This is a genomic window from uncultured Nitrosomonas sp. (assembly GCF_902826915.1).
Classification (GTDB): domain Bacteria; phylum Pseudomonadota; class Gammaproteobacteria; order Burkholderiales; family Nitrosomonadaceae; genus Nitrosomonas.
Map to the genome: position 1 here is coordinate 1 of NZ_CADEGP010000003.1, position 21,758 is coordinate 21,758.

The 21,758-nt window shown below is 45.4% G+C and carries 20 protein-coding genes; 3 read left to right on the forward strand and 17 right to left on the reverse strand.

What is annotated here, in order from left to right; genetic code table 11:
• Positions 1–81: 81 nt before the first annotated feature.
• Both QZV86_RS00800 and QZV86_RS00805 read left to right on the forward strand, forming a co-directional pair.
• The gene (locus QZV86_RS00800) at positions 82–255 is read left to right on the forward strand and encodes a class II fructose-bisphosphate aldolase (protein WP_295623381.1); all 174 of its coding nucleotides are present in this window, start codon (positions 82–84) and stop codon (positions 253–255) included.
• Positions 256–702: 447 nt separating this feature from the next.
• Positions 703–2,418, forward strand: coding sequence for a PAS domain-containing methyl-accepting chemotaxis protein (locus QZV86_RS00805; protein WP_295623382.1), 1,716 nt, complete (start codon positions 703–705; stop codon positions 2,416–2,418).
• A gap of 265 nt (positions 2,419–2,683) precedes the next feature.
• Here the strand turns inward: QZV86_RS00805 and ftsZ are convergent, their stop codons facing one another.
• The 16 genes from ftsZ to mraZ all read right to left on the reverse strand — a co-directional run bounded on the left by ftsZ (position 2,684) and on the right by mraZ (position 20,377).
• The gene (gene ftsZ / locus QZV86_RS00810; protein ID WP_295623383.1) at positions 2,684–3,835 is read right to left on the reverse strand and encodes a cell division protein FtsZ; all 1,152 of its coding nucleotides are present in this window, start codon (positions 3,833–3,835) and stop codon (positions 2,684–2,686) included.
• 68 nt (positions 3,836–3,903) lie between these two features.
• Complete coding sequence (gene ftsA, locus QZV86_RS00815; RefSeq protein WP_295623384.1) at positions 3,904–5,142, reverse strand: cell division protein FtsA; 1,239 nt, start codon at positions 5,140–5,142, stop codon at positions 3,904–3,906.
• 12 nt (positions 5,143–5,154) lie between these two features.
• Positions 5,155–5,934 carry a cell division protein FtsQ/DivIB gene (locus tag QZV86_RS00820; protein ID WP_295623385.1) on the reverse strand — a complete coding sequence of 260 codons (780 nt, stop codon included), beginning with the start codon at positions 5,932–5,934 and terminating at the stop codon, positions 5,155–5,157.
• A complete protein-coding gene (locus QZV86_RS00825) occupies positions 5,924–6,841 on the reverse strand; it encodes a D-alanine--D-alanine ligase (protein WP_295623386.1) in 918 nt (305 codons plus the stop codon). The genes QZV86_RS00820 and QZV86_RS00825 overlap by 11 nt, the downstream gene beginning before the upstream one ends.
• Positions 6,841–7,833 carry a UDP-N-acetylmuramate dehydrogenase gene (gene murB, locus QZV86_RS00830; RefSeq protein WP_295623387.1) on the reverse strand — a complete coding sequence of 331 codons (993 nt, stop codon included), beginning with the start codon at positions 7,831–7,833 and terminating at the stop codon, positions 6,841–6,843. The genes QZV86_RS00825 and murB overlap by 1 nt, the downstream gene beginning before the upstream one ends.
• Positions 7,834–7,846: 13 nt before the next feature.
• A complete protein-coding gene (gene murC, locus QZV86_RS00835) occupies positions 7,847–9,274 on the reverse strand; it encodes a UDP-N-acetylmuramate--L-alanine ligase (protein WP_295623388.1) in 1,428 nt (475 codons plus the stop codon).
• Complete coding sequence (murG, locus tag QZV86_RS00840; protein ID WP_295623389.1) at positions 9,264–10,355, reverse strand: undecaprenyldiphospho-muramoylpentapeptide beta-N-acetylglucosaminyltransferase; 1,092 nt, start codon at positions 10,353–10,355, stop codon at positions 9,264–9,266. The genes murC and murG overlap by 11 nt, the downstream gene beginning before the upstream one ends.
• Positions 10,352–11,512, reverse strand: coding sequence for a putative lipid II flippase FtsW (gene ftsW / locus QZV86_RS00845; RefSeq protein WP_295623443.1), 1,161 nt, complete (start codon positions 11,510–11,512; stop codon positions 10,352–10,354). The genes murG and ftsW overlap by 4 nt, the downstream gene beginning before the upstream one ends.
• Positions 11,513–11,518: 6 nt before the next feature.
• Positions 11,519–12,934, reverse strand: a complete 1,416-nt coding sequence (gene murD / locus QZV86_RS00850) for a UDP-N-acetylmuramoyl-L-alanine--D-glutamate ligase (RefSeq protein WP_295623390.1) — start codon at positions 12,932–12,934, stop codon at positions 11,519–11,521.
• Complete coding sequence (gene mraY, locus QZV86_RS00855; RefSeq protein WP_295623391.1) at positions 12,931–14,016, reverse strand: phospho-N-acetylmuramoyl-pentapeptide-transferase; 1,086 nt, start codon at positions 14,014–14,016, stop codon at positions 12,931–12,933. The genes murD and mraY overlap by 4 nt, the downstream gene beginning before the upstream one ends.
• Positions 14,007–15,407 carry a UDP-N-acetylmuramoyl-tripeptide--D-alanyl-D-alanine ligase gene (gene murF / locus QZV86_RS00860; RefSeq protein WP_295623392.1) on the reverse strand — a complete coding sequence of 467 codons (1,401 nt, stop codon included), beginning with the start codon at positions 15,405–15,407 and terminating at the stop codon, positions 14,007–14,009. Before murF ends, mraY begins: the two co-directional genes overlap by 10 nt.
• Complete coding sequence (locus tag QZV86_RS00865) at positions 15,404–16,930, reverse strand: UDP-N-acetylmuramoyl-L-alanyl-D-glutamate--2,6-diaminopimelate ligase (RefSeq protein ID WP_295623393.1); 1,527 nt, start codon at positions 16,928–16,930, stop codon at positions 15,404–15,406. The genes murF and QZV86_RS00865 overlap by 4 nt, the downstream gene beginning before the upstream one ends.
• A 5-nt stretch (positions 16,931–16,935) precedes the next feature.
• On the reverse strand, positions 16,936–18,663 hold the full coding sequence (locus QZV86_RS00870) for a penicillin-binding protein 2 (RefSeq protein WP_295623394.1): 1,728 nt from the start codon (positions 18,661–18,663) through the stop codon (positions 16,936–16,938).
• Positions 18,660–18,962 carry a cell division protein FtsL gene (gene ftsL, locus QZV86_RS00875; protein ID WP_295623395.1) on the reverse strand — a complete coding sequence of 101 codons (303 nt, stop codon included), beginning with the start codon at positions 18,960–18,962 and terminating at the stop codon, positions 18,660–18,662. The genes QZV86_RS00870 and ftsL overlap by 4 nt, the downstream gene beginning before the upstream one ends.
• Positions 18,963–18,967: 5 nt before the next feature.
• On the reverse strand, positions 18,968–19,909 hold the full coding sequence (gene rsmH, locus QZV86_RS00880) for a 16S rRNA (cytosine(1402)-N(4))-methyltransferase RsmH (protein ID WP_295623396.1): 942 nt from the start codon (positions 19,907–19,909) through the stop codon (positions 18,968–18,970).
• Positions 19,910–19,930: 21 nt separating this feature from the next.
• A complete protein-coding gene (gene mraZ, locus QZV86_RS00885; RefSeq protein WP_295623397.1) occupies positions 19,931–20,377 on the reverse strand; it encodes a division/cell wall cluster transcriptional repressor MraZ in 447 nt (148 codons plus the stop codon).
• Between the two features lie 324 nt (positions 20,378–20,701).
• On the opposite strand from mraZ, the gene QZV86_RS00890 reads away from it, so the two are divergent.
• Positions 20,702–21,319 (forward strand): DNA-3-methyladenine glycosylase, encoded by a 618-nt coding sequence (locus tag QZV86_RS00890; RefSeq protein WP_295623398.1) that lies wholly within the window; start codon positions 20,702–20,704, stop codon positions 21,317–21,319.
• A 135-nt stretch (positions 21,320–21,454) separates the two neighbouring features.
• On the opposite strand, the gene QZV86_RS00895 is transcribed toward QZV86_RS00890, so the two are convergent.
• Positions 21,455–21,658 carry a hypothetical protein gene (locus QZV86_RS00895; RefSeq protein ID WP_295623399.1) on the reverse strand — a complete coding sequence of 68 codons (204 nt, stop codon included), beginning with the start codon at positions 21,656–21,658 and terminating at the stop codon, positions 21,455–21,457.
• Between the last annotated feature and the right edge of the window lie 100 nt (positions 21,659–21,758).

Consider the following 21,758-nt stretch of genomic DNA (forward strand, 5'->3'; position numbering starts at 1 on the left):
CCCCTGGTCAATTTTCAACCGTAATGGGTGGTCAATTTTAAGCCGGTATCAACATGCATACCCCTTAAACAGAGGATATAAATGCCACTCCTAGATATGCGCGATATGTTGCATCATGCTTATCAGAATAACTACGCAATTGGTGGTTTTGGATTGGCAAACCTGGATTTCTTGGAAGCCATTATCGCGGCAGCCGAGTTGTGCCGCTCACCTATCACTCTCAATCTTTTCCGATCCGCTTCTCGGCCAACATGACTTCAGATTAATCCTACCGACAATTGAACGTGCAGCACATCAGGCTAAAGTTCCGGTTGCAATCCACTTTAATCACGCAAAACAGCACGAATCCATCGTCCAAACATGTCAATTATCTCTTAAATTCTCCTGCCTAAAATTTAGGCAGGATACGTGAATTACCTGGTCAATTTTCAACCGGCGTCAACATACTGCACTCTATTCGTGTCACGTTACAAATAATGTATCAGGCATTAAATTTTCTCGACATTTCATAATATTAGTAAATTTTAGAGTTGCCACCCGAGTTTAATGCGGAAATGCCTAGCCCAATATTGCTAGCAAAATTTTATCTCCAACATATTTGACCTGGATCAATACTCTCGTTATTAGAACTCCAGTTTATGAAATATTGGTCGTTCTATTGATCGCAAAATTTTATAAATTCAGGAAGGATAATCGCTAGTTATGAGAGTAAATTTACCCGTTTCAAATACAGAATATCCTATTGGTGAGGATACACTCATCTTGTCTACGACAGATACGAAGGGACGTATTACGTATGTAAACCAGACTTTCATTGAAGTTAGTGGATTTACCGAAGATGAACTGATAGGTAAGGCACATAATATAGTACGTCACCCTGATATGCCACCACAGGCATTTGAAGATTTATGGAAAACACTTCAAGCTGGCAAACCATGGACTGGTTTAGTTAAAAATCGTCGCAAGAATGGAGATTTCTACTGGGTTCTGGGTAATGCTACACCACTCATCGAGAATGGATCTATTATTGGTTATTTGTCTGTAAGAACAAAGCCATCACATCAGGTAATTGAAACAGTAGCACCGATATATCATCAATTTATTAATGGAACAGCTAGAAATCTTACAATAGAGAATGGCAGTGTCGTTCGTACCGATTTTATTGGCAAGGTCAGCGCATTTCTTAAGATGACATTGGGAAAACGTATCGCACTTTATTTGTCTATACCAACACTATTATTGTTGAGTGCTGTAGGCGCCAGCTGGTGGGAATTAACGCAAATGGAATCAACCTTGCCGTTAGTTAGTTTTATTCCAGTAGCTGCTATCAGCGGTGCTCTGCTAATGTTTTTGGCTGGATTCCTCATAAGGCAGAATACGCTAAAACCTCTGAACAAGGCTGTTGAAATAGCCAATACTCTTGCTGCTGGGGATTTACAAACCAAGATTACAAATGAGTATTCCGATGAGTTTGGTGCCTTGATTAAATCGCTTACTCAAATGGGAATTAATCTCAGAGCAACAGTTTCAGATGTCCGTAGCAGCGCTGAATCAGTACGTCAGGCATCCAGTGAAATAGCCAGTGGTAACCTGAATTTATCACAACGCACAGAAGAACAAGCTTCATCGCTTGAAGAAACAGCCTCTAGTATGGAGGAGCTTACTTCTACCGTAATACAAAATGCTGATAATGCCAAGCAAGCCGATAATCTCTCAACAAATGCAAGTAATATTGCGCTTCGGGGAGGAGAGTTAATGAATGACGTGGTTAGCACCATGTCTTTGATCAGTGATAGTTCCAATAAAATCGCAAGCATTATAAGCGTAATTGATGCGATTGCTTTTCAGACCAATATCCTTGCTTTAAATGCTGCTGTAGAAGCCGCTCGTGCTGGAGAACAAGGCCGAGGATTTGCTGTGGTTGCCACAGAAGTTCGAAATCTTGCTCAACGAAGCGCGGCAGCTGCTAAAGAAATAAAAAACCTGATAGATCACTCGGTAGAAAAAGTAGAAAATGGAACCAAATTGGTAAGTGAAGCAGGCAAGACTATGGAAGAGATTGTTACCTCTATTAAACATGTTGCTGAAATTATGTCGGAAATCACGGCGGCTTCACAAGAGCAAAGCTCAGGTATCGCACAGGTCAATCAAGCAGTTGCACAAATGGACGAAGTTACGCAACAAAATGCTGCGCTGGTAGAAGAGGCTGCAGCATCTGCGGAATCTCTGGAAAATCAAGCTAAAGATCTGGCTGGAGCAATTTCTATATTTAAAGTGGGCCAGATTGCAGGCAATACGGCGACAATTCAAAAACTCACTGCCAATAAATCAAATTTACGAAAAAACAAGGTTATTTCAGTAGTGAGAAAAACCAAAAAGGTTGTTAATAGTGATAGGGAGAGTTGGAATGCGTTTTAAGGAAAATAATAATGCTTCAGCACAAATAGTCACGCTATTCCTACTACAAAATATAGCAGAGTAGTCTATTTCGTTGCTTTGTTCAAAGCACTACCACGTGGCTGTTTTCAGCAGTGGCTTATTTAATCACTCTTTTCCCAACGTGCTCTTCACAAAGTTCTATCATAAAGATCCCTCGCCGTAAGGAGCGGGGGATCAATTATTTTTTCAATGTACTGCTTTTGAGTCAATTTGCATGCTTCAAGATCAGGAGTATAAAGTCCATTTAATCTGCTTGTCTTCTTAAAAAAGCAGGGATATCCATCGGATCTACGCCGGATTGGCGCATGGCTGCCACTGTAGCATTGCTTCTTCTGCCTGTGCGCATCACTGCGGGTTCTTCAGTAGAAAAAATTGAGTCTCTGTCATCGGTTCCAGTGCGAGAATGGATAACGGTTAAAGGAGAGTTTTGGTTCTGGCTAACAAGACTACCCAATCCGGTAGCAACCATCGTCACACGCAAATTATCAGTCATATTTTCATCGATGACTGTTCCTACAATAATTGTCGCGTCTTCAGCGGTTAAATCTTTAATTGTATTCATCACTTCATGCACTTCGCGCATTTTCAGTGACTGACTGGCTGTTATGTTTACCAAAATACCGCGCGCCCCTGACAAGGAAATATCTTCAAGTAATGGACTGGAAACGGCACGCTCTGCAGCGACTCGTGCGCGATCAACACCCGTTGCTATTGCCGAGCCCATCATGGCCATACCCATTTCAGACATGACTGTTCTGACGTCGGCAAAGTCAACGTTTACTAAGCCCGGACAATTAATGACTTCAGCGATTCCGGCTACGGCGCCGTGAAGCACATCGTTGGCTGCCTTGAATGCATCCAGCATGGAGATGTCATTGCCCAGCACCATCATGAGTTTGTCGTTTGGAATTACAATTAATGAATCAACATGCTGTGACAGCTCATCCATGCCCGCCTTAGCTGCAACCAGACGTTTTCCTTCAAATGAAAAGGGTTTACTGACAACCGCTACAGTTAAAATACCCATTTCTTTAGCAACTTGTGCCACAACCGGCGCGGCACCCGTACCCGTGCCGCCGCCCATGCCTGCAGTAATAAACAGCATATCTGCGCCTTGTATCAGCTCAGCAATACGATCACGATCTTCAAGTGCTGCTTCGCGTCCTATTTCAGGATTCGCGCCTGCACCCAGTCCTTTGGTAATTCCTGTGCCTAATTGTAATATCGTTGGTGCTTTATTAGTTTTCAATGCCTGTGCATCAGTATTCATACTGATAAACTCAACGCCTTGCATGCCATTTTGGATCATATGATCCACAGCATTGCTGCCGCAGCCGCCAACACCAACGACTTTAATGATCGCCTCTTGAGTATCGTTATTCATGATTTCGAACATATTGTTTCTCCTATAGTACATTGAAATTAAAGCTACTTGACTGCTAATACAACTCTTACATTTTCTAACTAAAAGTTTCTTTGGAACCACCCCTTCATTCGGGAGAAAATCTGCTTGGCAGAACCTCCTTGTAATCTTGAACTATGTTGATGCTGCATCTGCTGCATACCCGCCAGAATTAAACCGATCCCTGTCGAATATCGAGGTGTATGGATAACTTCTCTTAAATTGCCATGATAATTGGGCAAGCCTTGCCGCACGGGCATATGGAATATTTCTTCACCCAACTCCACCATCCCGCGCAACGAAGCGGATCCTCCGGTTATTACGATGCCCGATGAAAGCAGTTCTTCAAACCCGCTCCGGCGTAGTTCAGCTTGTACTAAGGAATAAAGCTCCTCGGCGCGAGGCTCTATCACTTCTGCTAAAGTTTGTTTGGAGAGCTGGCGCGAACCACGATTACCCACATCTGGAACTTCAACCATTTCTTTGGTATCTGCAAGACTCCTCAATGCGCAGCCGTAGCGACATTTGATATCCTCCGCACTCTTGGTCGGCGTGCGTAATGCCATCGCTATATCATTCGTTATTTGATCGCCTGCAATTGGAATAACCGCAGTATGTCTAATCGCTCCATGCGTAAATACCGCAATGTCCGTTGTTCCACCGCCAATGTCGACCAAGCATACACCCAGATCTTTTTCATCCTCAGATAACACGGCCATTGCTGATGCCAATGGTTGCAATATCAGATCGCGTACCTCTAAACCGCACCGATGTACACATTTGACGATATTCTGAGCAGCCGAAACCGCGCCTGTCACGATATGTACTTTCACTTCCAGGCGTATGCCGCTCATACCTACCGGTTCGCGCACATCCTCCTGACCATCGATAATGAATTCCTGATTCAGGACATGTAGGATTTGCTGGTCGGCGGGTATATTGACAGCTTTTGCCGCCTCCATCACCCGCTCTACGTCTTTTTCAGTGACTTCCTTGTCCTTGATAGGCACCATGCCATTTGAATTAAAACCCTTAATGTGGCTACCGGCTATCCCGGTATATACTTCATGAATTTTACAGTCCGCCATTAATTCTGCTTCTTCCAGCGCGCGCTGAATTGCATTGACGGTTGTCTCTATATTGGCGACAACGCCTTTCTTTAACCCACGTGAGGGATGGCTGCCTAATCCAATAATCTCGACTCCTCCCTCAGGAGTTACTTCTGCGACAATAGCCACAATTTTTGATGTGCCAATATCAAGTCCGACGATCAGATTTCTATTGTCTCTCGTTTTATTCATCTAAGTTCCATCTCACGTTTCTCTCTTAGCAGCGGATTTATGAGGTTCCCCTCGTTGCATCGTTTCGGGCATACGGATAGCAAAACCATTGGGGTAGCGCAAATCAACATATGCCAGTGGTTCCTGTTGATTTAGCCGAGCAATGCTGTGGTTGTACACTGAAACATAACGAGTCAACCTCTCTTCTATCTCATTTCGCCCCAATTCCAACACCGTCCCCGTATTCAACTGAATGCGCCACGCGTAACGCTGCGTCAACATGACTTGTGCAATGTGTTGTCGCAGCGGCGCTAATATCTGATTAAAACGTCTATATTGCTGCGTTACCTCATGAGCACTGGCTTCATTTGGGCCAATAAAAACTGGCAAATCAACATCAGTGGTAACCCGAAATACCTCGCCATGTGTGTTCACCAGTGCATGACTTCCCCAATAGGCTAATGCTTGGTGCTCTTCTAGCGTTACATTTAATCCGTGAGGCCATCCCCGATTTACTCGTGCATCCCGTACCCATGGCAATTTTACAAAAGCTTCGCGCACTGCAGTTAAATTAACTGAAATAAAATTTCCTTCAATTTCATTTTTCACGAGATTTTCTATCTGTGCGTGAGTAATATATTGTAATTGCCTATTGTTTCTTTCTGCTTCCTGAGCAACCTGTACATTAATTTCTTTTATCGGGAACAGCGGTGGCCTGATTAACTGCAAACTAATTCCATACAAAAATACCATTGCTACCAAAGCCAACAATAGCTTGGCTAATAAATCTAGCGCATGATGATTATTCCACATGGGTTAAATCCAATATTCTTATCACGAGGTCTTCAAACGAAATTCCCGCGGTTCTAGCTGCCATAGGAACCAGACTATGGCTGGTCATACCTGGAGACGTATTTGCTTCGAGAAAATAAAACTGCCCGGTTTGCGTCAAGATTAAATCAACTCTACCCCAACCTTGGCAGCCCAGTACCTTATAAGCCCGCAAGGCTTGTGTCTGAATTTCGGTTTCCAACTCAGCCGGCAAACCACTGGGACAGTAATATTGGGTGTCGTTTGATACGTACTTTGCCTGATAATCATAAAGCTCGCCCGTTATTTCTATTCTCACTATTGGCAGGGGCGTTTCGCCCAGAATGGCAACGGTTAATTCCTTTCCTACGATGAATTCTTCGGCAAGCACTAAATCATCATACCGTGCTGCTAATTGGTAAGCAGGCAGCAGATCATTCTTGTGATTCACCTTACTCAAACCAATTGTCGAGCCCTCTCGCACTGGCTTCACGATGAGCGGCAATCCCAGTGACTCGGAAACTTGGTCAAAATTACTGTCGGCTTGTAATAGTACGTACCGCGGTGACTGGATGCCGACCGCCTGCCATAATAATTTAGTACGCCATTTGTCCATTGCCAGGGCACTGCTCATGACCCCACTGCCAGTATAAGGTAATCTCATCCACTCCAGCACACCTTGAATAGTCCCATCCTCGCCAAAACGTCCGTGCAGCGCGATAAATGCACGATTAAAGCCTTGCCGTAACAGATCTTCAAGTACTTGCTTCGCCGGATCAAATGAATATGCAGTCACGCCGCTTCGAATTAGCGCATCTAGAACGGCTTGCCCACTTTGCAAAGAAATCTCACGCTCTGCGGATCGGCCGCCAAGCAGAACAGCTACTTTGCCAAAGTTGTGCGTTATCACTATGTAAGTCTCCTGACATCGCCAATGATCCGGACTTCCTGGATCAACGTGATGCCCGTTGCTTTTTTAATTCTGCTTTGCACCATTAAGATCAAGGCTTCAATATCCGCTGCGGTTGCATTGCCCAAGTTAACGATAAAATTAGCATGTTGAGGTGATACCATCGCACCACCAATACAACATCCTTTCAATCCATTCGCTTCGATTAGATGCGCCGCATGGTCTCCCGGCGGATTGCGAAATACCGAGCCTGCATTGGGTTGGTTGAGCGGTTGACTTGCAGCGCGTTGTGCCAGCAGTTGCTTGATTCGTTGTTGCGATTCTGTCTGTTCTCCCTGCGGTAATCGAATGTATCCACCCGCAAACCATTCCATTTCTTTCACCTCAAACGATTGAGGTTGTAGTTTTACACTGCGATAACCAATTACGTACTCATCGGGCGTGCGGAAAAGAATCTGTCCTTTACGAGTGACAACTTGTACTCGCTCAATGAATTCCCAGGTCTCTGATCCATAGCACCCGGCATTCATGGCCAACGCTCCACCCATCGTGCCTGGTATCCCGGCCAGAAACTCCGCGCCGGCTAAATGATGCTTAGCAGCAAACCGCGCCACTTTTGCGCAGGCCACACCAGCACCTGCGTAAATGAGTCCATCGGATTGATTGTGCTCAATCAACTGTAAATCATTTAATTGAGCATGTAGTGCTATGACGATACCTTGTATTCCACCATCTCTCACCAGCAAGTTGCTGCCCAATCCAGTCACATAAATAGGCTCATGTGGAAATTGTCGTAGGCAATTCGCAAAATCCTCCAAGTCTACAGGCACATAGTAACGTTGTGCATTGCCGCCTGTGCGCCACGAAGTATGTCGGCTCATGGGCTCATCGACACGCATTTCTCCACGACCTGTCACAAAAATATCCATTTCAACAGGTACAAGGCCGGTTGCCGACGCGCTTATTCTTGCGTTTTCTGTCAAGCCGATCATTACTCATCGGTCCTCAATAATCATTACCATTGACTACTATTAATTTGCTTTTCATTTGTGCAATATGTGGAGCAACTTTTGCCACTGAACCTGCTCCCATGACCAAGACAATGTCGTCATTTTGCACAACATCGAGTATGGCGATTGATAAATCATCAACTTCTTCAATATAAATGGGTTCCACTTTTCCCAGTACCCGGATTGAACGAGCCAATGATTTACTGTCCGCAGCAACAATAGGATCCTCACCCGCGGGATACACTTCTGTTAATAGCAGTACATCAGCCTGTGACAAAACTCTAGTAAAATCCTCAAATACATCTCGAGTCCGCGTGTAGCGATGCGGTTGAAACGCAATGACTAAACGTCTGTTTGGAAAAGCACCTCGCGCTGCTTTCATAGTTGCTTCTATTTCAGCTGGATGATGACCATAATCATCAATCAATGTAAAACTCTTTTGCATTGATAACCTGATTTCTCCAAACTGTTGAAAGCGTCTTTCCACACCTTTGAATTCCGCTAGTGCTTTGACTATGGCAGCATCGGGCACACAAATTTCATTGGCGACCGCAATTGCTGCCAAAGCGTTTTGTATATTGTGCAATCCGGGTAGATTCAACGTGATATCCAGTCTGCGGGCCGAGCCATTTACGCCGATTACCGCAGTAAATTTCATTTGATGATTGCTATGCTGAATATTGGTAGCACAAACTTGTGCATCTTCGGACAAACCGTAGGTGGTAATAGGCTTTGTGATCAAAGGCATTACCTCGCGTATATTGGCATCATCGATGCAAACCACGGCCATCCCATAAAAAGGCAAGTGCTGCAGGAATTCTACAAATGTTTGTTTTAGTCTATTAAAATCATATCCATAAGTTTCCATATGGTCTGCATCGATATTTGTCACGACCGCAAGCACCGGTTGTAGATACAAAAATGAAGCATCGGATTCATCCGCTTCGACAACAATGAATTCGCCGCTGCCCAATTTGGCATGACAACCTGCCGCTTCGAGTTTTCCGCCGATAACAAATGTGGGATCCATATCAGCCGCGGCAAGAATACTTGCGATTAAGCTGGTCGCGGTAGTTTTCCCATGGGCGCCTGCAATCGCGATACCGGTGCGTAATCTCAGTAACTCTGCCAGCATTAAGGCACGTGGAACCACTGGGATATTTTTGTTTTTGGCTGCGATCACTTCAGGATTGTCGGATTTGACTGCAGTTGAAGTAACGACAACATTTGCACCTTTAATTTGTTCACTCGCATGGCCTACATAAATCTTTATGCCGAGATTGGCCAAGCGCTGAGTAACTAAATTATCCATCAAATCGGAACCGCTGACTTGATATTTCATATTGACGAATACTTCGGCAATCCCGCTCATGCCCGCACCGCCAATACCGACAAAATGAATATGTTTGACTTTATGCCTCATTCAATGCCTCGCTTAATTCAATACATGCTTCAGCTACTACTTTAGTTGCCTCCGGTTTTGCTCGGCTGCGCGCTGCTATTGCCATCTCGAGCAATTTCTCGCGTGATAAACCCACCAACAAATCTGCTAATTTCTTCGCGCTCAAGTCGTGCTGATGAATTAATACGGCAGCCCCGTGATCAGAAAGGAATCGAGCGTTATGGGTTTGATGATCATCTACTGCGTGAGGATATGGCACTAAAATGCTGGCCACGCCTGCTATACTTAATTCTGCAACGGTCAATGCACCAGCACGACACAATACTAAATCACACGTCGCATAACGATTAGCGATGTCATCAATAAACGCAATTACTTCAGCATCCATCTGTAGATCGTCATACACTTGCTTAACCGAATTCAACTGCGTTATGCCAGCTTGATGCACTACCCGCGGGCGAAGATTTTCAGGTATTAATTTCAGTGCTTCTGGCACAATGATGTTTAATGTTTGTGCACCCAAGCTACCGCCCACAACCAACAAATTAAATTTTCCTTTACGACCTGGGAATCTTTTTTCAGGAGCTTCTATCAGCATAATTTCAGAACGCACTGGATTACCTGAATAAATAGATTTTTCTTTGTTATTTAGAATTGCATCCGGAAATCCCAGAAAAACCCTATCCGCCAGTTTTGCCAGGATTCTATTAGTCAGCCCGGGTATCGAATTTTGCTCATGAATGATTAACGGTTTATTCAGTAGCGATGCCATCATGCCACCCGGAAAAGCGGGATACCCTCCCATCCCTAGAATCACATTAGGCTTCACGCTTCTAATAATTCTGATACTTTGCAGAAATGCCTTTACTAAACGCAGCGGCAGCATTAACCAAGTAACTAAGCGTTTACCACGCAGCCCTGAAAAGCTGATCACCTCAGTTTCATAGCCGTGCTGTGGCACCAGCTTTAATTCCATGCCCGATTCGGTTCCAAGCCATACCACGCGCCATCCCAGTTGCTTAAGATAATCAGCGACGGCCAGTCCCGGGAAAACATGCCCCCCCGTGCCGCCCGCCATGATTAGGATGGTCTGCTTACTCATGCGGTAAGTCCTCGCAGGCGCCGACGATTCTCCCAATCAATCCGCAATAAGACTGCCAAAGCAAGGCAACTCGCGGTGATGCTACTGCCGCCATAACTCAGCAGGGGCAGCGTTAATCCTTTTGTAGGTAAAACACCCATATTCACGCCCATATTGATCAGTACCTGAACGCCAATCCAGACACCGATCCCCTGTGCCACCAGGGCTGAAAAGGGATTTTCCAGTTTTGCTGCCAGTCGACCAATAACAAATGCGCGTGTGATAAGCCACATAAATAAAATGATCACTACAGCAACGCCAGCAAACCCAAGCTCTTCTGCCAGCACGGAAAGCAAAAAATCTGTATGTGCTTCGGGTAAATAGAACAGCTTTTCTACACTGCCGCCTAAGCCGACACCAAGCCACTCACCGCGTCCGAATGCGATCAATGCATGGCTTAACTGATACCCTTTGTCATATGGATCAGCCCAAGGATCCATAAATGCAACAATTCGGCCTAATCGATATTCTGATCTAATAACTAACTGGTATAACCCAATTGCCAGGATACCAATGAGTCCGATAAAAATTTTTAAACTAGCCCCTCCCAGAAACAGGATTGACATGACTAAAGCAGATACTACAAAAAATGCTCCAAAATCCGGTTCCAATAACAATAGAACCCCTACTATGGATAATACAATGGTTATAGGGAAAAATCCTTTTAGCAGAGAATTCAAATCAGCTGCTTTACGATTCACATAATCAGCGGCATACAATACCATGAAGAATTTTATGTATTCAGAGGGTTGAATATTTACCACGTAGAGTGATATCCAGCGCTGGCTGCCATTGACTTCATGGCCAATACCGGGCACCAGAACCAGTATCAGCAATAAAACGCCGATCATGAACAGGTATGCAACATATTTCTGCCATACCTGCATAGGCACTTGAAAAGCAATTAGTCCCATGATCAATCCCAGACCCAGATAAGCACTGTGTCGCCACAAATAGTAACCAGCGCGATCAGGGCCAAACTGAGCCTCTGCAATTGCAATCGAAGCAGAATAAACCATGACTAAGCCAATACTCAGCAGTAGCAGGGCAGACCACACTAAAGTCCGATCAAAATCGGCCATGACTCTCGGTTTTTGATTGATTGCCTGATAAATCATCATGACTTAATGTTTCTTCTGTCCAAAATTAAAAAACTTATTCTCAATATCCTTAACAGCAGCCACGAATATCTCGGCACGATGAATATAATTTCTAAACATGTCAAAACTGGCACACGCTGGTGAAAGCAACACCACGTCACCCATTTGTGCTAACAGAAAGCTTTTCTGCATGGCTTCTTCCATGGTGGCTGCATAATGCAAAGGAATACTGCAATCTTTCAATTCGTTGGCAATGATTCCTGCATCGCGTCCAATTAACACCACCGCACGGGCATTCTCAGCAACTGCCCGCCTTAGATGTGAAAAATCCTGCCCCTTTCCATCACCCCCTGCAATCAAAATAACATTCTGTTTCATCCCATTTAATGCTGCGATCGTTGCGCCTACATTAGTACTCTTGGAGTCGTCGAAGAAGGTAACGCCGTTAAAAGCTGCCACCTTTTCCATCCGGTGCGGTAAGCCGCGAAATTCCCGTAATGCCGATAACAGAGGATCGATGGCGATACCCAATGCACGGCACATAGCTAACGCTGCCAGTGCATTAACAGCATTGTGCAGTCCATTAACTACAAGTTCAGAGGTTTTCATTAAGCGGTTATCGCCTTCCACTAACCATCGATCGTCACCCTCATGCAAAATACCGAAATCGGCAAGAGTGGAGGGCGCATCCCAGCCAAATGTAATTTGTTTTCTATCAGCCAAGGCCATTTCACTGATTCTGGAATCATTTCGATTCAAAATTTGTTTACATACACTGCCTTGCTCATGCTGAAAAATTTTTGTTTTTGCAGTGACATAATCTTGCATGCAAGTATAGCGATCCAAATGATCCTCACTCAGATTCAGTACTGTCGCTACATCGGCGTTCAAATTGTGAGTTGTTTCCAATTGAAAGCTGGAAGTTTCCAATACCCATGCCTGCGGCCAATTTCCGGCATCCATTTGCTCCATTAGCGCATTCAGAGCTGCGGGACCGATGTTGCCGGCTACTGCTACATTCCAACCGCACTTTCTCAACATAGCTCCGACCATTGACGTTACGGTTGTCTTTCCATTCGATCCAGTGATCGCAAAAACCTTAGGTTTTGGTAAATGATGCTGCTCAAGCGCCCAAGAAAAAAGTACCAGATCTCCAATGACGGGTATACCCAGTCGAATAGCCTGCTGCACGCAAGGATCTGCTACTGGAACGCCCGGACTTATCGCAATCATTTCTATGCCATCTAAAATTTTGGCTTCAAATTTCCCCATGTAAGCTTGTACTTCAGAAAATTTTTCCATCATCTCTTTCCAAGCTGGCGGCTCCTGTCGACTGTCGGCAGCGCGAACTTTTGCGCCTTGGCGAACAAGCCATTTCACCATGGATAAGCCTGTCTCACCCATTCCCAATACCAGCACTGCTTTATCTTGCAAATTCATCTTAACTTTAATGTTGATAATCCAATTAAAACCAGGATAAAGGTAATAATCCAGAATCTGACGACCACCTGATTTTCTTTCCAGCCTTTTAATTCATAGTGATGATGCAACGGTGCCATGCGAAAAACTCGCTTTCCCAGTAACTTGAAAGAGGCTACTTGCAGCATAACGGATAAGGCCTCCATCACAAAAATGCCGCCCATTATGATCAGCACAATTTCCTGACGCACAATCACAGTAACGACTCCCAACGCTGCACCCAATGCCAGTGCGCCTACATCACCCATAAATACTTCAGCGGGATATGCGTTAAACCACAGGAAGGCCAAGCCTGCGCCCGACATAGCACCACAAAAAACAGCCAACTCTCCTGCATTGGGGATATAGGGAATTCCAAGATATTTTGCAAAAACGATATGCCCTGCCGCATAAGCAAAAATTGCGAGCGCACTACTGATCATCACTGTAGGCATGATCGCCAGGCCATCCAAGCCATCGGTTAGGTTCACCGCATTGCTGGTACCGACGACGACAAAGTAGGTCAAAACTACAAAACCCACAAACCCCAATGGAATCGCAACTTCCTTAAAGAATGGCACAATCATGTCGGTTTGTGCTGAAACTTCCGCGGTTGATGCCAAATAGATTGCAACAACAAAAGCAATGACCGATTGCCAAAAGAATTTGGCTTTTGCTGAAAGCCCTTTAGGATTACGATGAACCACTTTACGATAATCATCGATCCAGCCAATTACCCCAAATCCTAGCGTCGTCAGCAGCACCACCCAGATATAGCGATTGCCCAAATCGGCCCACAGCAGAGTAGTCAGTATGATTGACATCAGGATTAAGGCGCCACCCATTGTCGGCGTACCCATTTTTACCAAATGAGTTTGTGGACCATCCTCTCGAACCGATTGCCCGATTTTATAGGCAGTCAATTTTCGTATCATTAGGGGGCCAATAATGAAAGAAATTACCAATGCGGTAAGCGTCGCCATAACGGCACGCAAAGTGATATAGCTGAATACATTAAAAGCGCGTATATCTTGTGCCAACCATTGAGAGAGCGTTAGCAACATGAGAATTCCTCGGGTTGTTCCAGCCGCTTCACTACACGTTCCATTTGCATGAAGCGCGATCCTTTCACCAGCAAAGTGACATCATCGGCAAGCAAGCTTTTCGTGACATTCAGCAACTCATCGATGGAATTGAAGTGTTGCGCGCCTTGGCCAAATTCTTCTGCAGCGTAAGCACTTAATTCGCCCAAAGTAAATAATTGATCCAGTCCCGCTTTACGCGCATCTCTACCGATTGTGCGATGTAAATCAATCGCTAATTTACCTAATTCGCCCATGTCTCCCAATACCAGTATTTTCTTCCCTTCAACCGCAGCCAACACGGCTAAAGCAGCTCGAACCGATTCTGGATTTGCGTTGTAAGTATCATCGATGAGCAGCGCATGATGTAACCCGCATTTTTTTTGTAACCGTCCTTGTATGCATTGGAAGCACTCGAGGCCAGCTGCAATCCATTCTTTTCTGATGCCAAGAGTCCAGGCGACAGCCGCCGCAGCCAAGGCGTTATAAATGTTGTGCACTCCTGGTGCCTGTAGCTTCACTTCAACGGTACCATCAGGCAATTTCAATTGAATCTTATTGGCCAATCGATCCAGCTGGAACACAGCATTTATCCGTGCATTTTCTGTTAAACCAAAATCTATAATTTCTCTTGCACCGACACATTCACGCCATAATGACGCATACGGGTCATCTGCATTGAAAATCGCCGTTCCGGACTGATCTAAACCGATGAAAATTTCTGCTTTAGCACGCGCTACAGCTTCGACCGAACCCAATCCTTCAATATGCGCAGCCCCTGCATTAGTGATTACTGCAATATTTGGCCTGGCTAATTGAGTTAGATAAGCAATTTCTCCGACATGATTCATGCCCATTTCAATCACCGCATACTGATGCTGCTGCCGTAAGCGCAATAACATCTGCGGTACGCCGATATCATTATTCAGATTACCTTCGGTAGCCAATACACATTCTGCCGGTTCTTTGATTGCTGCATCACTGCTTGCTGCTACACGTAATATGGCCGCAATCATTTCCTTAGTTGTTGTTTTACCATTACTACCAGTAACACCAATCACAGGTATCGAAAAACGATTGCGCCAGTACGCCGCCAGCTCTCCTAAGCCCAATCGCGTATCCTTAACTCGAATCACGGGGAAATTATCCGATAAATCAACACGCTCAGCATTTTGTTGAAGCATTGTTGCCACCGCGCCTTTTTCCTTGGCATTGGATATAAATTTACCGCCATCAAATCTGTCGCCAATTAAAGCCACAAATAGCTCACCTTGCTTAAGCGTCCGGCTATCAGTGCTGACCCCGTTAAAATACACATCCGGTCCGCTCCAATCAGCATGTAGTATTTGTGCGGCTTCCTGCACCATCATCATTGCTGCACCCTTACTTTCAAAGGCAATTCCTTCAAAACCTGCTGTACAATCTCAGCATCGCTAAAAGAAATTTTTTGTCCTTTCACTTCCTGAAATTTTTCATGGCCCTTACCTGCAATCAACACAATATCGCCACACTGCGCATTAGCGATTGCTTGGTAAATTGCCAGCGCTCGATCAACTTCTATTTGGTAATTTTCTTCAACTGTGCCTGCGACAATATCTTTAATAATGTGCAAAGAGTCTTCTGAACGTGGATTGTCACTGGTGAAAATAACCTCATCGGCCAAACGTGTCGCAACTTCTCCAACCATCGCGCGCTTTCCTTTGTCCCGATCGCCACCGCAACCAACAACACAAAATAATCGCGCATCTCGACCCTCGATACGGAGAAGCTCACGCAACGTACACAGTACCTTCTCCAAGGCATCCGGAGTATGTGCGTAATCAACGATAATAGTTGGTTGATCATGTTCGTGGTATTTTTCCATCCTTCCGGGAATGGATTGCACACTTTGCAGTGAACGAACCGCGTCCGGCAACCGAATGCCACTGGCTAACAGAGCTGCAGCGACTGCCAGCAAGTTGGATGCATTGAATTTACCCAGTAAAGCGACTCTTAAATGTTCGTGGCTATCCTCAAATTCAATATCAAACTCCATACCATGAATATCAAATTTTAGATTTGAGCCGTGAACCATTTTAAAGTGCTTTGAATCGTGTTCTTCAGGGTGACGAAATCCATAACCAATTATTCGGGTGGATTTATTGATAAGTTGTCGCGACAACTCGACGCCGAGCACGTCATCCATATTAACCACGGCGTATTTTAATCCCGGCCAAAAAAACAGGCTTGATTTGGCTGCCGCATACGCATCCATATTTTGGTGATAATCCAAATGATCTCGGGACAAGTTGGTAAGCACGGCCACAGAAAAGGTTGTGCCGATGGCTCTTCCTTGCGCCAAACCATGTGAAGACACTTCCATGACAACGCTCTTAGCGCCTTCATCGACGAATTTCTTCAATGAACGCTGCAATACCGTGGCATCAGGCGTTGTGTTTTCTGAAACTTGTAGATCTCTGATAAAACCGCTTCCTAGTGTTCCCTGCACAGCCGTTTTATAACCCAAATTTGCCATGGCTTGGGCGTACCAGTGACTACAGGATGTCTTGCCGTTGGTACCGGTAATTCCTACCACCCATAATTTTTGTGAAGGGTGATCATAAACATAACTGGCAATCAACCCCGCTTTCATTTTGAGATCATCTACCGCTAATGCAGGGATATGCCATTCAGATTTCCATGCAAAATTCTGTGGATCCCACAGAATCGTGTTGGCACCCGCAGCGATTGCTTGTGGAATAAACTTGCGTCCATCAGTCGTATCCCCTGGATAAGCCAGAAAAGTATCGCCTGGTTTTATCAGTCGACTATCCGCCACCAGATTCTCAATTGCAACGCCTAAATCCTCTAGCAGATGCAGATCAAATCCTTTTGATCTTTTCTTTTTTGCGGTCATCAGGCTCACCCTTCATCCCCCATTTCTGGTGTTGCGGTAAAGGTAATGACATTATTGGCCGGGGCATCGGGTGGAATATTCAAAATGTGCAAAGCGCCAGACATGACTTTGCTGAAGACAGGAGCGGCGACTGCACCGCCGAAATATTTTCCTGCTGATGGTTCATCAATCATCACAGCAATGATAAAGCGCGGATTCGATGTCGGCGCATATCCCACGAATGTTGAGATATAGCTTTTGCTAGCATACTGTCCGTCGATCAGTTTATGCGCCGTCCCTGTTTTCCCAGCAACACGGTAACCACTAATTTGCGCCAGTGGCGCCGTCCCTCCGGGTTGGGTCGCCATCTCCAACATGCGACTCATTGCCCGCGCAGTATTGTGTGAAATTACACGCTGCCCCATGACGGGCATATTTTGTTTCAGCAAAGAAATAGGTTTTAATTCACCGCCGCTGGTAAAGATCGTATAAGCACGCGCCAACTGGATTAAACTGGTGGATATACCGTGCCCATAGGACATGGTTGCTTGCTCGATAGGCCGCCATCTATTATAAGGTCGCAGTATTCCGCTGGCTTCGCCGGGAAAACCTGAATTGGTCAGCGCGCCGAATCCTGAACGATTAAACATTTCCCACATCGTTTGTGGTTCCATTGCTAGCGCAATTTTTGCCGTACCTACATTACTCGATTGTTGAATGACCTCGGCAACGGTCAATTCTCCTTTGTTGCTAACGTCTCGTATGGTTTTTCTTCCCACTTGCCACGATCCAGGCGCAGTCTGCAGGATTGTGTTTGAATTCACTTTTCCGACTTCCAGCGCAATGGCCACTGTAAATGGTTTCAACGTCGAGCCGGGTTCGAAAGTGTCAATCAATGCCCGATTGCGAAGTCTTTCATTATTAATGGTAGATCTTCTGTTTGGGTTATAGGCAGGCCAATTGGTAAGTGCCAATATTTCTCCTGTTTGCGCATCCAGAACTACGATACTGCCTGCTTTTGCTCTATTAGCCAGTACCGCTTGCTTCAATTCCGCATGCGCACGATACTGAATTCTTCTATCAATCGACAAAACCAAATCCTGTCCCGGCCTAGGAGAAAGAATGCTTGCGACATCTTCATCAATAATCTGGCCTTTGTTGTCCTTGGTCACCCGGCGGCGACCCAGTTCCCCGGCAAGTGTTTCATCCCAACCACGCTCAACACCTTCCTGGCCTTCGTCATTGATATCGGTGAAACCTAACACATGCGCAGCAAACTCGCCTTCTGGGTAATATCGCTTGGATTCACTGGTTAAATAGATACCCTTGATCTTTAGATCCATGATCTTTTCAGCGATATCCGGCACGATCTGTCGCTTTAGATAAACAAAGCGCCTATTTTCCTTGGTAAGAAGCGCATTGATATCGGTACTATTCATCTCCAGCAAGTTAGCCAATTGCTGCAGCTTTTCAGGTTTAATGTCCACCACTTTCGGATCAGCAAATATGGATGCGACCGGTGAACTGATCGCCATGATATGGCCATTCCGATCGGTGATCATCCCCCGATCTGCATTCATTTCCAATACTCGGCTGTAGCGGGATTCCCCTTTCTTTTGCAAGAAGTCGTTGTGCATTCCTTGGAGATAGGCGGCACGCACCGCTAAACTGATTAAACCCAGCGCCAACATGCCAAATAGCAGCATGGAACGCCATGCCGATAGCTTGAGTTGCGGTAGCACCGGCTTAATCATGGTTTTGCGCTCTCCGCATTCATTTCATTCTCTGCTGTATTGATGGATACAATTTGTATGCTAGAAGCGGCTGGCACCATCATGTTCAAGTGTTCCATTGCAATCCGCTCTATGCGTCCATGCATAATCAAAGTGCTCTGCTCCAATTGCAGTCTTCCCCATTCCACTTCCAATTTCTGTTCTATGCTTTTTTCTTTCTCCAATGCCATGAAAAGTTTCCGCACTGTATGCTGCGAGGTCACCACGCCCAATGCGCTTACAATTATTACCAGAACAATGAAGATATTCAATTTGAACACTCTATTTACCTGTTGTTTAATTGTATTCTTTCACCCACACGCATCACTGCGCTCCTTGATCGGACATTCTCGGCCACCTCAAGCTCATCTGAACGAATTGCCCGACCTACCAACCGCAATGTTTGCTTACTGAATCGTTGCAATTCTTTTTCCCGCATCGGCACTCCGCGTGGCAACTCGTCAGTGTTGGCTGCTGCCCGGATAAATTGCTTCACCATCCGATCCTCCAGGGAATGAAAACTAATCACTACCAATCGTCCACCCGGCCTCAATAAATCCACGCATTGCGGCAAGACTAGCGCCAATTCCTCAAGCTCCTGATTGAGATAAATCCGTATCGCCTGGAAAGTACGTGTCGCCGGATGGCGTTTTTTTTCTCGCTGCCGCGCACGAACGACTGCTGCGACAATCTCAGCAAGTTGTAACGTGGTAATAATAGGCTGCTGCGTTCTTGCCGCAATAATCGCTCGTGCAATCTGTCTAGCAAACCGTTCTTCTCCATACTCTTTAATCACCCATTCCAATTGATTTTCCGCTACGGTTGCCAACCACTCTGCTGCAGTCTGTCCACTGCTAGTATCCATGCGCATATCGAGCGGTCCCGCTGACCGGAAGCTGAATCCGCGCGAAATTTCTTCCAGCTGCGGTGACGACACACCTAAATCCAGCAACACGCCATCGATCTGCGAAATCTCCATAGTCTGCAGAATCTCCTGCATTCTGGAGAAACTACTATGGCGAATACAAAATCGTTTGTCCGCAATTGCTTCACCTGACAATACTGCGGAGGGATCTCTATCTAGAGCAATGAGCCGACCACGTTCGCCCAATTTCGACAAGATCAATCGACTATGCCCACCGCGCCCGAACGTTGCATCCACATAGATCCCATCCGGTTCTAACGCCAATGCATCAACGGCTGCGTGCAACAACACCGGGATATGCATTTATTCCCTTTATCCCATCAATTACAGCGAGAATCCTTCCAGTTCAGGCGGCATATCGCCATCCTTAAATGCCAACGCAATTTCGATTTGTAAATTCCATTGTATTTCGTTCCACAGTTCAAACTTCGTGCCTTGTCCAACCAAAACCACATCTTTGGACAGATCGGCAAACTGACGTAGCGACGGAGATAGCAAAATGCGGCCGGCAGCATCCATCTCGACATCGCTGGCGCTACCCACCATCAATCTCTGCAAATTACGAGACGCAGGACTAAAACTGGAAAGACTATTGAGTTTTTGTTCTATTGGTTCCCAGGCTGGATAAGGATAAATTAATAAACACTTTGAAGGATCAACAGTTACAATCAAGTGTCCTGAGCAGGTAGACGTCAGTTCGTCACGGTATCTTGCGGGTATTGCAAGCCTACCTTTTGCATCCAGACTGAGCTGCGTGACGCCACGAAACATGCTGTCTCCTCATATAACGGGGAAAATTTATCGAGGTGCATCAAATTTCCCACATTTCCCCATATTTCCCCACCACTTCCCACTTTAATCAATAAATTCTAGATAGTCAAGTAAGAAATTGGGTTTTTATAGTTATATGACAAAGACTTAAATGTGACGCCAGTTACAGCAGAATAGGTAGTAAATTATTCAAATAAATAAGATAGATAGAAGAAAAACCAGAAGTACATTATCAATTTTACTGCGATAATGATCTCAATGAAGTTGTATTAGCACGTAAAAATACGTATTCGTTTCAATTAATTTCCCCACCTTATTACAAATATGACACCCGAGTACTGGACACAAGCAACACAGGAATTAGCCGCCTGCGATCGAGTCATGCTGCAATTGATTCAGCAGTTTGAGGGCAGCACGCTGACTTCGCGCGGCTGTGCTTTCACCACACTGGCGCGCTCTATCGTCGGACAGCAGATTTCCGTCAAAGCCGCCGAAAGTGTCTGGCAAAAAGTCATCCGTGCAATTCCTGACATCGAGCCGCACACGGTCGCTGCAAAAGAACCGGATTTATTACGAGCCTGCGGACTTTCCGCAAGGAAAATAACTTATCTGCAGGATTTATCACGGAATTTTATGGAAGGAAATTTGAACGAAACCGGTTGGAGCAACATGGACGATGAAACCATCATCACGCAATTGAGCCAAGTAAAAGGCATTGGACGTTGGACTGCGGAAATGTTCCTGATTTTTCACTTGCAGCGCCCGGATGTGCTGCCGCTCGATGACATTGGTCTGCAACGCGCGATCAGTTTGCATTACTTAGATAAACAAAGCGTCGACAAAAAAACCATGATCAAACTCGCCCAGCCCTGGCAACCTTGGCGCTCGGTCGCAACCTGGTACTTGTGGCGCAGTTTGGATCCGTTGCCGGTCGAATATTAAGGCACATGTGAACAACCATCCAACTGACATTTCGAGCGTGGTGAGAAATCTATCCTGCTGCTTCCAAGGAATTCCTTATGCGGTCTCTTTAGCAAGACCATGAACTTTTTATGATACGCAACAATTATTTCCCGATCATTTTCTAGCGATTGCAATCCAGTTTAATGAACCGGGCAAGAAATTCACAAAACCACAAGACCTCAGGTCTTCTTCAGCCCGATGTGATCGATGATTTTCCAAAGGGTTGGCAAGCACAAGATCGTAAGCATCATCCGCCAAAGTTGGAAGCAAGGTTAAGGCATTGCCGATCATCAAATTGTCATAGGCATATTCGTGCACAACAAAAAACCATACTGACCCATACTAACGCCCACATCAAGAATGGACTGAGGATTTTGTTGCTCAGCAGACAATAATGGCGCTGAATTGACTGCTGTTG